Here is a 13250-nt window from a genome sequence, read left to right as displayed (position 1 = left end):
ATTGGGGCCTAGATTTAGTGAATTGCTGATAACAATTAAGATAAAATATTAAAATAATGCAGGGAAGTGGAGTATTTGTGAGTAAGGAAAAAAATGAAAAAAAGTATAGTCCAACAATAGTTTCAACATTTTCAGGCTGTGGTGGTTTGGACTTAGGATTTCACGATTGTGGATATCAAACTGTATGGGCTAATGATTTTTCTGAATGGGCAGTGGAAACTTTCCGTAGAAATTTGGGTAATGTAATTGTTCATGGAGATATAACAAAAATTGATCCTTATACCGATAAATCGATTCCTGATTGTGATTTGGTATTAGGCGGTTTCCCGTGCCAGGATTTTTCAATAATTTGGAAACAGCCAGGATTAAGTGGAGAGCGTGGAGGATTGTATAAGAATTTTCTTGAATTCGTAGCGGCTAAAAGACCGAAAGCTTTTGTAGCTGAAAATGTAAAAGGCCTTTTGACTGCAAATAAAAGTAAGGCAATCGAAACTATAATAAGTGATTTTGAAAATATAGCCCCTGGCTATTTAATTAAACCTCATTTATATAATTTTGCTGATTATGGCGTTCCCCAGTTTAGAGAGAGAGTTTTAATTGTTGGGATTCGTGTTGATACTGGTTTTAATTTTGTCCACCCGAAACCAACTCATGGTCCAAACGGGAAATTACCTTATGTAACGGCGGGAGAAGCTATAGCTGGTGCCGAGTTAGTACCGCACAACAATCAACAAATCAATCAGAAGGAAAAGACAACGAAGATGTTGGAGCTGATTCCAGAAGGTGGAAATTTCACGGATATTCCAAAAGACAGTCCTTACTATGTTAAAGGAATGATTAGTCATGTGTATCGAAGAATTAAGAGAGATGAACCGGCCAAAACAATTATCGCAGCCGGCGGTGGCGGGACTTGGGGTTATCATTATCCAGAGCCTAGAGCTTTGACAAATCGAGAAAGAGCCCGACTGCAGACATTTCCAGATAATTTCGTGTTTGAAGGCTCAAATACAGAGGCGAGAAGACAGATAGGGAATGCAGTCCCGCCCAAAGGGGTACATGCTCTTGCAAAACGTTTGTTTCCTCTCTTTACGGGGGAGTATGATAAAATAGATTTAGTTAAAGAATTTGAACGATATCATAAAATGACAGTAAAAGAAAGATTAAAAGCAGTAAATGATGAAATGGAGTAAATATGGATTTTTTATATTCTAATTTTCCCCCTCTGAAGACAACGAAGCATTCTTTTAGTGACGAATTTTATTTATTGCTCTCTGAATCGGACGCTTTAGATATCGCGGTGGGTTACGTAACTGCCGATTCACTAGCTGAACTTAAAAAGACGGTTGAAATGAATGATAAATTATCACGACTAAGGTTGATCATTGGTATGCACTTTTTAGATAAGTTTACTGAACAGGAATACCATTCAGCAATGGAACTAAATTCTTTTTTAAAAAATTCTAGTCGAGGTTCTGTGAAATTAGTAACTCCATTTAGGTTTCATGGAAAACTTTATGCTTATGAAAGAAACGGAATTCCTTACGCAGGCGTTATTGGATCTAATAATTTAAGCAGTATTATTGGGAACAGTAGTAGAGTTTACGAAGCCTCAGTTTTATTTAAAGATCAGCAAGATGTTTGCGAATTAATTCATTTTATTAATGAATTAGATAAGGAAGCAACAGAAGAAATTGATTGTTTAGATATTTGTGATTTCAAAGAGAAAAAAAATCCATTATTGGAAAATCACGAGAATGTCTTTGGAGTTCCGCCAGCAGGAATAGAGAGTATCAAAAATAATTTGACTTCAATAACTTTTACGATACCATTAAAGAGTACGCTTCGGTCAAATTTGAATGTTTTTTTCGGCAAAGGCCGCGAAGCGCGAAATGGATTAATTAAGCCACGCCATTGGTATGAAGTTGAGCTAATTGTTCCAAAAGAATTGACATGTAAATCTGAATATCCGAAAAGTAAAACAGATTCCGCAGAATTTGACGTAGTGACTGATGACGGTTGGAGATTTAAATGCAAAGTCAGCGGAGATTTCAGCAAAAATTTTAGATCGGCGGATGATCTGAAAATTTTAGGAAAATGGATTAAAGGGCGTCTTGAAAATGCCGGAGCACTTAAAGTAGGTGAATTGGTAACGCCAGAAGTCTTCAAAAAATATGGAAGAGACAATTTTTCTTTAACAAAAACAAAAGAAAATGGACTCTGGTTTCTTGATTTTGGTGTAGACAGATGATTTATTTAGAAGAGTATCTAAATCGAGTAAGGACTGCGAATATTGACTTAGCTCTGGCCATAAAAGACACAACCGATGCGGTTTCAAGTAACACATTAAAAAAGTTTAATTACCGCGAACATAGTGTCTCGTTATTGGTTGGAAATGTTCAAAGTGGAAAAACAAGTCATATGTTTGGCGTAATAAGTGCAGCTGCTGATGAAGGTTTTGGTATTTTTCTTTTATTGACTACAGACAATGTACTTCTTCAACAACAAACTTTTGAGAGAGCAAAAGCCGAGCTTTTAAATTTTTGTATTTGTGATGAGGATGATTATATAAAATTTAGTAATAATAATTTGCGAAAGCCAACGCTCATTGTATTGAAAAAAAATGGCAATGTATTAAAAAAATGGAAGAATAATTTCGCATCCACACAATTTTGTATAGGAAATCCATTGTTTATTATGGATGATGAGGCTGATGCTGCAAGTTTAAATACACTAGTCAATAAAAAAAGACAAAGCACAATCAACAAAAATCTTGATGAAATAAAAAGAACCACATCTTGCAGTATTTATATGCAGGTAACGGCAACCCCCCAATCGATTTTGCTTCAAACAACAATAAGCGGTTGGAAACCCCAATATATTTACTATTTTAAACCAGGAAGAAATTATATCGGAGGGGATTTCTTTTTTAGAGAGAAAAATGATCATTTAATTATTACGGATAATGATGAAGCGGATAACTTTCTTGAAGATGATGAGAATCCGGAAAATGGATTAAAAAACGCCTTGATAATGCATTTGATATCTTCGGCAGACATACTGCTAAAAGGCGGAGATGTTTGTAATTTTCTAGTTCATCCTAGTATGAAGACAGACTTACACGTAAAATTTGCCGAAAAAATTGGGGATTATCTCAATGAATTAAGTATTAACATCAACAACCCGTTAGCAATCGAATCTTTGAAGAATAACTATAATCATTTAAAGCAAACAAAAAATGATTTGAGTGACTTTAAAGAAATTCATCGGTTGGTCAAAGAAAAACTGGAAACTGATAAAGTTAATATTTTGCTGATTAATTCTAAAAGCTCTTATAAAGAAAATACGCAATACAGTGAAGGAATAAACATCATAATTGGGGGAAACAGCTTGGGAAGGGGAATTACTTTTCCAAAACTGCAGACAATATACTATTGTCGTGTGGCAAAAAATCCCCAAGCTGATACAATGTGGCAGCACTCCCGCATGTTTGGGTATGATCGAGATCAGGGATTAGTAAGAGTCTTCATGCCCAAAATGATTGCGAAACTATTCGCTAATATCAATGAAACCAATAATATTCTAATAGCACAAATTGAAAAATATCATAGCCTTGAATCAGTTAAAATGTATTATCCAATAGGTCTTAAACCAACGAGGGCAAATGTAATCTCAAAAAAGAGTGTTGCTTTGATTTCCGGAGGTGTGAATTATTTTCCGATAGCGCCATCGAACATTTCTATTTTTGAGTTAGACAGCATGCTTGAACCATTCAATGATGAATACAATTCAATCAATTTAAACATGATGATAAAAATCTTAGAACAGACTGTTTCAGAGAATGATGATTGGTCCAATACTGCTTTTATTTCCTTCATTAAGGCATATATTGCAGAAAATCCGCTTGCCCAGGGAATAATAATGGTGCGTAGAGATCGAAATATTTCTAAAGATACAGGAACATTATTGTCTCCAAATGACAGGCAACTTGGAAAACAGTTTAATGACCAAATTGTTTTAACTCTTTACAAAGTAACAGGCAAAAAAGGATGGGACGGGAAGAAACTATGGATACCAAATATTAAATTTCCGGATGGGATGGTGTATTATCAGTTAAATGATGTTGGCTAATATTCAAGAAAAGGAGAGAGCTGTTGCAATGGTTAATTTGCAACAGCTGTTTGTTTATTAAACGGGAAATTCGACAATTACAAACTTTCTCTGGAGATTTGATAAGTGTCATGCTCAGATCAATTTGATTACTGCCCGCTAAATATTGGAGAATCGCTGACATAAGTCCAAGTTTTACCCCAGAAATTCATAATGCCATCTCCTTGTGTTCCAGTATCGATTGAAAAATTTGTATTAGTAATGGTTATGCCACCGTTTATTTGATCATAAAGAAGAATGTTTATAACATTGTCATTGACACTTAATATTTTATATTTTCCTGTCACACCATCGCGTATGTCTTTAAATTGGAATTTACCACTTAGAGAGGATTTATCGACAGCTTGGAAATAGATATGATTTTTCCCATCTGTCCATTGTCCGACAATTGAATTTATTAATTTATCATTTGTATTTTCTTTGAACGGATTTGCATAAGTTACATTGTTACTCGGAGCAGAATCGCCTTTGGGGACAACTTTGATTTCAATTCCTTCCAGCCGATAACCATAACCGGCGGTACCTGCGCTTTCTCCGTTTTTAGCCCAACCCATCCAACCGACGTTTTGAGCATGAACGTGATAATAAATATCATAATTATCTGAATTGGAACCGGTTAGTTTAATCTGAATGGCTTCCAAACGATAGGAAAGTCCCTGGGTTCCACTCATTTCTCCGCTACTCTTCCAACCTCTGTTTGTATCCGCTTCCCATCCGATATTCTGGATATGGGTTTGATACGTAACACCAAGGTTTTCGTAATTGTTTAACTTGATCTTGATTCCTTCTAAACGTAAAGATTGGCCAGAAGTGCCACTCATATTTCCATTGATTTTCCAATCCTGCCAGCCAACATTTTCAACATGGGTTTGATAAGAGATGCTTTTTTCAGTTGTATTGGCAGTAACCGTTATTTGACATGTTGCTGAAAGACTGTTGACGGTTGTTGCGGTAATGGTCGCAGTTCCGGCTTTAATGCCAGTAACATTTCCATTTGAGTCAACGGTTGCAATGGTTGGATCACTGGAACTCCAGGTGATAGTAGTTTCAGTGACATTGGACGGACTGAGTGTGGCCGTGAGCTTTTCACTTCCATTTACAGCTATACTGGACGTGGTTTTGTTTAAAGCGATGTTTGTTGGAGATATTTTTTCACTGTCAGGATCAGCGTTTAAAAGAGATTGAAGCTGAGCGGTCTTAAAGTTAATCCAACCCAGAGAAGTATTATCAGACCAGAAAGAAATAGTGAGGTTATCGCAAGTTAAAGCCTTCTTAAAATCGGCTAGTGATAACTCTAAAGTAGCAGAATTTGATCCGACTTTAATTCCAGATTCATTCATCTTTGATACGGTGCTTCCATTGGGTGGATCAAACAAGCTCAAGCCACCATTTTTGGGACTCTCATAACTTACTGTGAAAGCAATGTTATCGCCAGTACGTTTAGCAGTAAGTGAGCTGGCTTTGAAACCTTCTTGATACTGGCTGGAAAAATCGACATTGCCATTAAAACTGGTATTTGAAAGGGATTGAAGCTGTTCGGTTTTAAAGCTGATATAACTGGAGATGCCATTACATTTGAAATTCATTGAAATGGTATCAACAGATAATACTTTTGCAAATTCATCTGAAGTCAAATCAAGTTCGGAAGTATTTGTACCAGATTTGATACCGCTATTATCAATTTTCATGATGGTAGCCCCACTTGGCGAGTCAAAGAAGGCAAAACCACCATCGTCTAAGCTTTCATAATTTACAGTAAAAACAATATAATCGCCAGAGCGTTCAGCGGTCAGAGAATTCACTTTAAATCCGTCTTTGAAATCAGAAGTATATTCAACATTGACACTAGTTGTTTTAACATCGATGTTGTTTTCAACTGATGAAATTGAATTTGTATCTGTTTTGTTTTCAGCCAGCGCTGACGTTGTAAACAAAGCAGAAAAAAGAATCAGACAAAATAAGATCGTGATACTATTTTTTAATTTTCTTTTCATTTTAAACCTCTCTCTGTGTTTTTAATATATATATTAATAGATGATATTTTTGAAACTAAGCCATAAAAGGAAACGATTTCAAAAACACATCTTTTAAAATGTTGATCATTTAACTTGTAAAGAGCAGTTAAATGATTATTGAGAAGAAATAAATTCACTACAACTAATTATATAGCGGTGAATTTAAAAAATGCAAATATTAATTTAAGGCAATTAATTTATTGAATTAAAGATCAGAATATTAAAAGTGATATTTAAACTAAAATTGCAATTATAAAAAAGTTGTCAATCAAGGCATGATTAGCACCAACAAGAATTTAATGATCTGGTAAATCCCCAGAACAACTCCAATTCCAAGGCCGATTTTTGTTTGAAGTGTTTGGTTATTTGCCGACCACTCATTTTTTCCATTGGAGAGACATAGAATTAAGGCAGTTAGATATAAGACATACAGGATCATATAAATCGGGGAACGACTGCCGATATCAAAAAATAATAGAAATCGCAGTAATAATGCGATAACACCGTAACCAAGTGAAAAAGAACCGAAATATTTTAGAATTAAATTTTCCATTTATCGTCTCCTTTCTAAATATGTGTAATGATTGCAGCCAAAACCATGGCTAGACCAAGAGCTGATTTGTAATCATTGGCATTTTCTGAAAGCGCTTTAAAGGCAAGAATGCCGACAGCGATGGAAGAAGCTGAAAACACAAGTGTTGTAATAAATCCCCAGTCTCCAAAATTAGTAAACCAGTCATGAATCAGTTGGAACAGCAGAACCATAAAACCAAAAAGTAAACAATAGTGGCTTTTAGTTAAGGTCATGTTTTTTCTCCTAAAAATTTATTAATCATAGAGCTAAAAAGCGGCTCCATAGATTTTGGATTTTTATTAACGGTTGTTCAAGTTGCGAATGAAGTTGAAGATAAAAAGCAATATAACGACATTATATAGCAGCGAAATGCAAAATGCAACTAAAAATAAAGTGCAAAAAATAATGCAAATATGACGTATATCAGCAAAGGCAATTTAAACGTACAATGTTCTCAAAAGAAATAAAGGAGGTTGCCAGAATGTTTGTCGTTAAAAAACCGGTAACCGTCAATAAAACGATACGTTTGCCCGAAGAATTGCTTAAACGATTGGAAACCATTGCCAGTCAGAAAGATATATCCCTGAATCAATTGATTGTCCAGTGCTGTGAATATGCCTTAAATGACTTGGCCGAAGAGCCACAAATACAATCAGAGTGAATAATCATAGTATATAAGAACCTCCTAGACAGAAATTGTCCTTTTGTTAATTTTGTTCCGATTATTTTTGTGAAATAAGTCAGATCATATTTTTTTCTTTAAAACTGATAAACTGGTTCTCTGAACCAATAATAATGTGATCCAGAAGCTCAATACCGAGGATTTTCCCAGCTTCTTTAATTCGTTCAGTGATATTGATATCTTCCTGAGAAGGTTCAGGATCACCCGATGGATGGTTGTGGAAAAGAATAATACTGGCAGCATTGGAAAGAACGGCCGTTTTGAAAACTTCCCTGGGATGAACCAGGGAGCTGTTCACTGTTCCCATGCTGACAATATTAACGGATACGGGCTGGTTCTTATTATCCAGACAGCAAACAATGACCTGCTCCCGATCTGCCTCATCAAGGAACTTACGGCCCAGTCCGGCAGCGTCCGAAGGTGATGACAGTTTTCGCACGTCATACAGGATATGCCCTTCTTTAACCATTTTCAGGGACACGATATTAACCCGTTTAGCGGGTGTTTCTTTTAACATAAGAATAGTCCTTTCATTTTGAATCATAAAAAGCCATAATCTCGCAGACGTTTGAGATTATGGCTTAATTTTTGATTGGTGAAGAATAACAGAGTCGAAACGGTTTATACAGGGTTAGTCATCAGTTTTTGCTTCTCCCGTTCATCAATGGCTTTTAGTTCTGCTGATTTATATCCGCGGTAATCCTTCCAGGATTCCAGAACCCATTCATTTCGAACACTCGGGGTTAAGGGGTGGAGAAAGTGCCGGATTCCATAATCCTTAATGCAGTATACCTTGTCGAAATAGATGGATAACAGAGCGAGTACCTGTTTTTCACGCTCAGCATGCTTCTTATTGTTTTCAGTCAGTTTCCCCCAGGCAAAGATGATCTTTCCGCCTTCGTCCTTAAACGTTTTGTCACAGCTGGCTTTAATGCAGGCATCCGTTGTTTCATCCCACAATCCAACAGGATCTTTAATTTTCTTCACATCCACCCCAACCTTGGAATAGAGATTTAATAATTCAAATGAACCAAATCCCAACGCTTCAATGTTATTGGTAATCAGCTGGGTAGTTAAATCAGCTGATACATTGGAAAGTCCGCTTGGTGAAATGGAAATGACGGTTGCAGTCGGCAAAGACTTGTCCCATTCTTTCCTGAGCGTATAGCGATGATCACCATCATCAGAAAACAGCGATTCCGCTTTGATAACAATTTTTTCTGATTTCAATTTATTTTCCTCCAGTTATTTTTTAGTCGGTCTTTTAGGAGACCGGACAGCTGGCTTAGTAGCCACATACAAAGCAATGGCTGCCATTGCTCCTTCAAAAAATTCAGCTGCACTAAAAGCAGCGATCGTTGTTGCAAACATAAACATCACAAAACTCCTCTATTGAATGATTGGGGTTAATCAAGGCAACCCGAAATCCTGTTTTAAATAATATGCACCGTTAAGCCGTTCTCGTGCGCATGTACTGATCAATGCCGACAACAATGCTTAAGGTGCCGAAAAATCCAACAATATACCACATAGGAAAATCCTCCTTTTAGATTTGAATCAAATTTAATACTCGGATGCCAGTAAAAATGTATGATGATCACCATCATCGATGACAAAAATCTTAGTTGTGATGATTTGATCTTCAGGTAATACAAGAAAAACAGTTTCCTCAAAAGGCGGGATCTCCTGGGTGTGGGTTAGGCGCTGGAGATATGAACCATTTGAAGAAACCTTGGCCAGCTTAAAAACCTGGAGATAATCCATCGCTGGCAAGGTCTGCTTGGCTTTGTTCATTAAGGTGAAAATCATCTGCTGCGTTTCAATCGGAATTTCAGCTTGAAATCCCCGGGTCATGTAACATGGATTGTTAAATGGCATGGGTAAACCTCCTGAATATTTGGGATAGGGATTGTAAAGTCCGACAACAGGTTAACTCAGGTTTGATTTTGCTGATCTCTGATATTTGCAGGGGCGAGGTGTTCAGGGATGATAAAATACAAACCATAGTCACTGCCGAGAAGAACCAGACAGCAATAATAGCCGTTGATAAAATCCACAAGTTCACAAACATCGGTGTCGAAACTGATGCCTGTCATTTGTGTGACACGGTTTAAGTCATCTGTGGTTTCGATACCAATCACATATCCCCCAAGATCCTTTATCGGGTCTCGTGTTGAATGATAATTTTCGTCAAGTACAGCCAGAACGTTATTGATAAAAATTTGGACTTCGTTGGGTAGTGAACAAAATGGAACACAGGCTTCGTTCAAGTGATCTACCGCATTGATTAACTGGTACATAAAATGCCTCCTTTTTAGCTATATTAATGTAGAGAAACGTCGTAACGCACAAAAGGATCACAGATAATAATTTAAGAATTTTTGTAAAACCTCCGCCCCATCTGCCCTTTTAAGCGTTTTAGTGAAAAATTAGCACTTTCGTTTTTTAATTTATCTACATTAAAGAAATAATATATTTTTATTGAAGCTGTTTAATTCGCTGGTTATAATCAAATTAATAAGAAAATGGAGGTGATGACATGCATTATAAAAATGTCGACCAAATTTTATATAATACACTGATTGATAAAGGGATTATTTTCGAACAGGTGTGGCAAATTTATAATAAGAATAAAATTCCCTTAACCGAAACGGAATACGAGAAATTAAAGGATGAAGATAAATATGAGGGGAATTATTACTTTGGTAAAGTTTGGGAAGATTTGGGTTTTAATGATGAATTTGGTGATTCAAATGAAGGTGCTCAGCAAGTAAAATATAAGAAAAAACTAGAAACGGAAGAAGAAGCTCGTGTGCGCTATGAGAAATTCAAAGACAAAGCAAGAAAAGATGTACGTAAGGTATTGGAAATTTTAAAATCGCCATTAATTTATTATGAAAAATCAAAGCAGATTCCTGTAATTGTTGCAGCGACCTTTGCAGCAATTGCTGATCTTAAAAAATATGGATCATTAAGTCCAACTCAGATGATTGCAGTATCTCCAGATAATGCTAACGAAACAATACAAAAATTTTTGCTTCATTCGAAAATTATAAAAGGAGAAGAATATAATTATTTTATATTTAGGGTGGTAGAAAATTTAAAATATTTTTTTAATCTTACCACCGAAAAAAATGAAAGGAATATGAAGGAAATCCCGAAATTTAATTATAAGATTATTTTTGAAAAAGGCCATTATCTTATCGAAAAACGGAAAGTTGAAGGAAAGGAAATCAATAAAGAACCACAGGAAATAAATTTGGATGCGAAAATTGTGAAAAATGAGATCGAAGATTTCAAAAGAATATATTTGGATATTGTAAACGAAAAAAGAGATGAAGACAGAAAAGTTCGTGAGTTGTTGATCATGGCAGACAGAATGTTAAGAATTTATTCGGAAGTTGTATATAAGAATAGTATGGATAAAATAAATGAAATAGTTTGTCATTTAGATGTTCGCTCCGATGATAAAATAGCAATAGTATTTCTTTTAGATTTTACTGAAGAGCCATTTAAAAATATCCATGAAGTTTTAGGGAAAAGTTCAAGTGATAAATTTTATAAGCAGCGATTAGAATTGAAAAAAGATGAGTCGGCATATTCGAGAGCAACTGACGAAATTGTAAATGTGTTGGAGAACGTTAAGAAAGCAGCTGATCAGGAATCAAAAAACTTACTAAGGCAAAGCATGAAAATCATATAAATTGGAAGAGATTTATCAGGGAAAAAATCAGTCGTGAAATCGGCTGTTTTTTTTGCAAAAAAATCATAAATATCAGAATAAGTCAACGGAAATTTTTTCTTTATTTTCAAAGGAAGTGCTTCCGATGACATTAGAGTGTCGATCATATAAAATGGTCATATCAAATAAAGCTTTTGGAAAACGCGTAATTCAGGCGGTGTGGACTGCAGCCATGACCAGTCAGGAGAAAATAACATGACCAAAAACAAAGAAAAAATTAATCTGAATAAAATCGTGCCGGCAACATATATGGAAGCCGGTCATAATGTATCAGCCAATTCGGCGTATTCATTAATCGAACCCAATAAATTCTTAGCGTACAGCTGTTTCGAACCATGCGAAGACGGGGATTATGAAGCCAGCATTGTACGTGTCCGTAAAGAAAAATGCTGTGGACTGACATTTGAGCAGGAACAGGTCGAGTTAGAATTCGAAGTTTCAGCGGGGCTTGATTTTGAGATCACAAAATTTTTCTCGTTTCCAGGTAAAGAATACGATGCTTTTATGGAGCCGATAGTCAAGTATTTGGGGACAACTGAAATCGACCTTGACAAACTGGTGTTGCTAGAGGGGATTTTGACCTTAGAAACTAAGGTTGTCGATGGCCGAGAAAAGATGGAAATTCTGGCATTCACACCGGATCAGCAGCAACTGGAAGTATTGAAACAGGAGATAAGCAGATGAAAAAAAATAATAACAACGAAATAGTAACAATGGATGAATTCATCCGATACATTTACAGCACCAAAAGTCACAGCAAGGAATTTGACGGCAAAATTGAAAGCATCGAAATACGACGCTATAAGTTTAGAACTTTCGAAAAACACGAAATGCTGATCAAGTTTAAGCTGGACGATATCGGCTTGGAAATAATAAAGCCATTGTTAGTGTCGAATGAAGTTGGGACGGAATACCAGCAATTCATGGCAGAACTGAGCCTGAGTTTCGGTTTTGACCCTATTTATGCTTCGGATATGATCGGGATGAAAGGAAAAATTACCCTGATGACAGAAAAGGTTGAGGGTGAATTGGCGCTAATAATTTCAGATTTTGTAACAACTACTATGCGATAAATTCTGTCATAGGGCTGGCTGATGACAGGCTGCGCTGATAACAGCAGTGAGACGAACAAAAAGACAATTAAAGTCGGTCTTTTTCATTGTTGAATCAATAAGGCCTGTCATCAAACCAGCAAAAAAAATAAATGAGGTGAAAACAAATGAAAATAATAAAAATGGCAAAAGAAATCAACTATCATTACTTTGGTTTAAATAAAGGAAATCTGCCAAACGGTCATTTTCTGGCAATCCTAACGGACATTTTTGTAAATCCCCGCCATGACGAAACAACAAAAATTTGGCTGATTTATAAAATTTACTTGCAAGATCGAGTAGAATTAAAGTCGCAGATGTTTTATATGTCCGGTAATCCTGAGAGTATGTTCGATCGATTTTTCTATAATTTTGGAATGAATAAGAATGCTCATTCAGGCTATGCTTTTAATGAGATGATCGGACAAACAGGTATCGTAACAATTGAAAATGATGCAAAAGGCGCAGCGTTCTCAAATATTGTCAATTTCATACCGATGGATAAGGAAGAATGGGTCAAGGAATTGAGTTTATTCTACAGAGAACAGGCGGGAAATAACGATGAAACTAATTAAAAGAACCAGTGACCTGGATGAGGTTGTACAGAAGTCAGAAGATCAAAGAATTCCGGATGGCAAGTATTATGGTGAATTTAACAATATGGTTTTCGTCGAAGTAGATGGCTGCATTCATGACGTGCTTGCTGAGTTCAGTATTTTTCTTAAGCATGACCATCCCGTTATCAATTATCAGATGATTCCGTTGGAACAATGGTTTCAATCTGATGAGCCAAACTTTCTTGATGGCCTTCGTTCTTTTGCCAGAGATAAACATATTAGGCTAGATGAGATGGTAGGAACCATCGGCAGGATTACGGTAGAGAGCCAAAAAGAAACAAGTGGCTGGGAAATTTCCCGAGTAACAAACTATATCCCTGAATTTGATGAAGAAATTATTGTAAGTGCATAAGCAGATAACC

17 protein-coding genes are annotated in these 13250 nt (G+C 36.0%); 9 read left to right on the top strand and 8 right to left on the bottom strand.

The features are described 5' to 3' along the window. Positions 1-77: 77 nt before the first annotated feature. Genes CHL1_RS15410 through CHL1_RS15400 form a run of 3 tightly spaced genes read left to right on the top strand, consistent with a single transcriptional unit; the run spans position 78 to position 4128 of the window. Entirely contained in the window at positions 78-1190 is a 1113-nt protein-coding gene (locus CHL1_RS15410; RefSeq protein WP_250933860.1) for a DNA cytosine methyltransferase, read from the top strand. A gap of 2 nt (positions 1191-1192) precedes the next feature. Next, a complete protein-coding gene (locus CHL1_RS15405; RefSeq protein ID WP_250933858.1) occupies positions 1193-2248 on the top strand; it encodes a restriction endonuclease PLD domain-containing protein in 1056 nt (351 codons plus the stop codon). Beyond that, positions 2245-4128: a Z1 domain-containing protein gene (locus CHL1_RS15400; protein WP_250933856.1), complete on the top strand. Its 1884-nt coding sequence runs from the start codon at positions 2245-2247 to the stop codon at positions 4126-4128. The genes CHL1_RS15405 and CHL1_RS15400 overlap by 4 nt, the downstream gene beginning before the upstream one ends. Positions 4129-4256: 128 nt before the next feature. Here CHL1_RS15400 and CHL1_RS15395 read toward each other — a convergent pair whose 3' ends face one another. From CHL1_RS15395 to CHL1_RS15385, 3 genes are all read right to left on the bottom strand, one after another. Then, a complete protein-coding gene (locus CHL1_RS15395; RefSeq protein WP_250933854.1) occupies positions 4257-6161 on the bottom strand; it encodes an Ig-like domain-containing protein in 1905 nt (634 codons plus the stop codon). 289 nt (positions 6162-6450) lie between these two features. Next, positions 6451-6735 carry a hypothetical protein gene (locus CHL1_RS15390; protein ID WP_250933852.1) on the bottom strand — a complete coding sequence of 95 codons (285 nt, stop codon included), beginning with the start codon at positions 6733-6735 and terminating at the stop codon, positions 6451-6453. Positions 6736-6749: 14 nt separating this feature from the next. Then, positions 6750-6989, bottom strand: a complete 240-nt coding sequence (locus tag CHL1_RS15385) for a hypothetical protein (RefSeq protein WP_250933850.1) — start codon at positions 6987-6989, stop codon at positions 6750-6752. A gap of 248 nt (positions 6990-7237) precedes the next feature. Here CHL1_RS15385 and CHL1_RS15380 point away from each other — a divergent pair, with 248 nt between their 5' ends. After that, positions 7238-7417 carry a toxin-antitoxin system HicB family antitoxin gene (locus CHL1_RS15380; RefSeq protein WP_250933848.1) on the top strand — a complete coding sequence of 60 codons (180 nt, stop codon included), beginning with the start codon at positions 7238-7240 and terminating at the stop codon, positions 7415-7417. Between the two features lie 79 nt (positions 7418-7496). Here CHL1_RS15380 and CHL1_RS15375 read toward each other — a convergent pair whose 3' ends face one another. The 5 genes from CHL1_RS15375 to CHL1_RS15360 all read right to left on the bottom strand — a co-directional run bounded on the left by CHL1_RS15375 (position 7497) and on the right by CHL1_RS15360 (position 9738). Continuing rightward, a complete protein-coding gene (locus CHL1_RS15375; protein WP_250933846.1) occupies positions 7497-7955 on the bottom strand; it encodes a JAB domain-containing protein in 459 nt (152 codons plus the stop codon). A gap of 104 nt (positions 7956-8059) precedes the next feature. Next, positions 8060-8668, bottom strand: a complete 609-nt coding sequence (locus tag CHL1_RS15370; protein ID WP_250933844.1) for a DUF1643 domain-containing protein — start codon at positions 8666-8668, stop codon at positions 8060-8062. A 15-nt stretch (positions 8669-8683) separates the two neighbouring features. Continuing rightward, positions 8684-8815, bottom strand: a complete 132-nt coding sequence (locus CHL1_RS18360; protein WP_276520445.1) for a hypothetical protein — start codon at positions 8813-8815, stop codon at positions 8684-8686. A gap of 186 nt (positions 8816-9001) precedes the next feature. Then, a complete protein-coding gene (locus tag CHL1_RS15365) occupies positions 9002-9316 on the bottom strand; it encodes a DUF960 family protein (protein WP_250933842.1) in 315 nt (104 codons plus the stop codon). 56 nt (positions 9317-9372) lie between these two features. Further along, complete coding sequence (locus CHL1_RS15360; RefSeq protein WP_250933840.1) at positions 9373-9738, bottom strand: hypothetical protein; 366 nt, start codon at positions 9736-9738, stop codon at positions 9373-9375. A 239-nt stretch (positions 9739-9977) separates the two neighbouring features. On the opposite strand from CHL1_RS15360, the gene CHL1_RS15355 reads away from it, so the two are divergent. The 5 genes from CHL1_RS15355 to CHL1_RS15335 all read left to right on the top strand — a co-directional run bounded on the left by CHL1_RS15355 (position 9978) and on the right by CHL1_RS15335 (position 13240). Beyond that, complete coding sequence (locus tag CHL1_RS15355) at positions 9978-11141, top strand: hypothetical protein (protein WP_250933838.1); 1164 nt, start codon at positions 9978-9980, stop codon at positions 11139-11141. A gap of 234 nt (positions 11142-11375) precedes the next feature. Then, the gene (locus CHL1_RS15350) at positions 11376-11864 is read left to right on the top strand and encodes a hypothetical protein (RefSeq protein ID WP_250933829.1); all 489 of its coding nucleotides are present in this window, start codon (positions 11376-11378) and stop codon (positions 11862-11864) included. Beyond that, complete coding sequence (locus CHL1_RS15345) at positions 11861-12253, top strand: hypothetical protein (protein ID WP_250933827.1); 393 nt, start codon at positions 11861-11863, stop codon at positions 12251-12253. Before CHL1_RS15350 ends, CHL1_RS15345 begins: the two co-directional genes overlap by 4 nt. Before the next feature lie 146 nt (positions 12254-12399). Beyond that, the gene (locus tag CHL1_RS15340; protein ID WP_250933826.1) at positions 12400-12846 is read left to right on the top strand and encodes a hypothetical protein; all 447 of its coding nucleotides are present in this window, start codon (positions 12400-12402) and stop codon (positions 12844-12846) included. Beyond that, positions 12833-13240: a hypothetical protein gene (locus CHL1_RS15335; RefSeq protein ID WP_250933824.1), complete on the top strand. Its 408-nt coding sequence runs from the start codon at positions 12833-12835 to the stop codon at positions 13238-13240. Before CHL1_RS15340 ends, CHL1_RS15335 begins: the two co-directional genes overlap by 14 nt. Positions 13241-13250 lie beyond the last annotated feature (10 nt).

Origin of the sequence: Acetobacterium wieringae, assembly GCF_023700225.1 — a bacterium.
In the GTDB taxonomy this organism is placed as follows: Bacteria; Bacillota; Clostridia; order Eubacteriales; family Eubacteriaceae; genus Acetobacterium; species Acetobacterium wieringae.
The sequence above is the reverse complement of the archived record's forward strand: the minus strand, read 5'-3'. Positions and strand labels throughout refer to the sequence as shown.

Excerpts from the sequence above, each read along its gene's own strand:
- CHL1_RS15405 (WP_250933858.1), top strand. The coding sequence starts at position 1,193 with ATGGATTTTTTATATTCTAATTTTCCCCCTCTGAAGACAACGAAGCAT.
- CHL1_RS15400 (WP_250933856.1), top strand. The coding sequence starts at position 2,245 with ATGATTTATTTAGAAGAGTATCTAAATCGAGTAAGGACTGCGAATATT.
- CHL1_RS15395 (WP_250933854.1), bottom strand. The coding sequence starts at position 6,161 with ATGAAAAGAAAATTAAAAAATAGTATCACGATCTTATTTTGTCTGATT.
- CHL1_RS15390 (WP_250933852.1), bottom strand. The coding sequence starts at position 6,735 with ATGGAAAATTTAATTCTAAAATATTTCGGTTCTTTTTCACTTGGTTAC.
- CHL1_RS15385 (WP_250933850.1), bottom strand. The coding sequence starts at position 6,989 with ATGACCTTAACTAAAAGCCACTATTGTTTACTTTTTGGTTTTATGGTT.
- CHL1_RS15380 (WP_250933848.1), top strand. The coding sequence starts at position 7,238 with ATGTTTGTCGTTAAAAAACCGGTAACCGTCAATAAAACGATACGTTTG.
- CHL1_RS15375 (WP_250933846.1), bottom strand. The coding sequence starts at position 7,955 with ATGTTAAAAGAAACACCCGCTAAACGGGTTAATATCGTGTCCCTGAAA.
- CHL1_RS18360 (WP_276520445.1), bottom strand. The coding sequence starts at position 8,815 with ATGTTTATGTTTGCAACAACGATCGCTGCTTTTAGTGCAGCTGAATTT.
- CHL1_RS15365 (WP_250933842.1), bottom strand. The coding sequence starts at position 9,316 with ATGCCATTTAACAATCCATGTTACATGACCCGGGGATTTCAAGCTGAA.
- CHL1_RS15360 (WP_250933840.1), bottom strand. The coding sequence starts at position 9,738 with ATGTACCAGTTAATCAATGCGGTAGATCACTTGAACGAAGCCTGTGTT.
- CHL1_RS15355 (WP_250933838.1), top strand. The coding sequence starts at position 9,978 with ATGCATTATAAAAATGTCGACCAAATTTTATATAATACACTGATTGAT.
- CHL1_RS15350 (WP_250933829.1), top strand. The coding sequence starts at position 11,376 with ATGACCAAAAACAAAGAAAAAATTAATCTGAATAAAATCGTGCCGGCA.
- CHL1_RS15345 (WP_250933827.1), top strand. The coding sequence starts at position 11,861 with ATGAAAAAAAATAATAACAACGAAATAGTAACAATGGATGAATTCATC.
- CHL1_RS15340 (WP_250933826.1), top strand. The coding sequence starts at position 12,400 with ATGAAAATAATAAAAATGGCAAAAGAAATCAACTATCATTACTTTGGT.
- CHL1_RS15335 (WP_250933824.1), top strand. The coding sequence starts at position 12,833 with ATGAAACTAATTAAAAGAACCAGTGACCTGGATGAGGTTGTACAGAAG.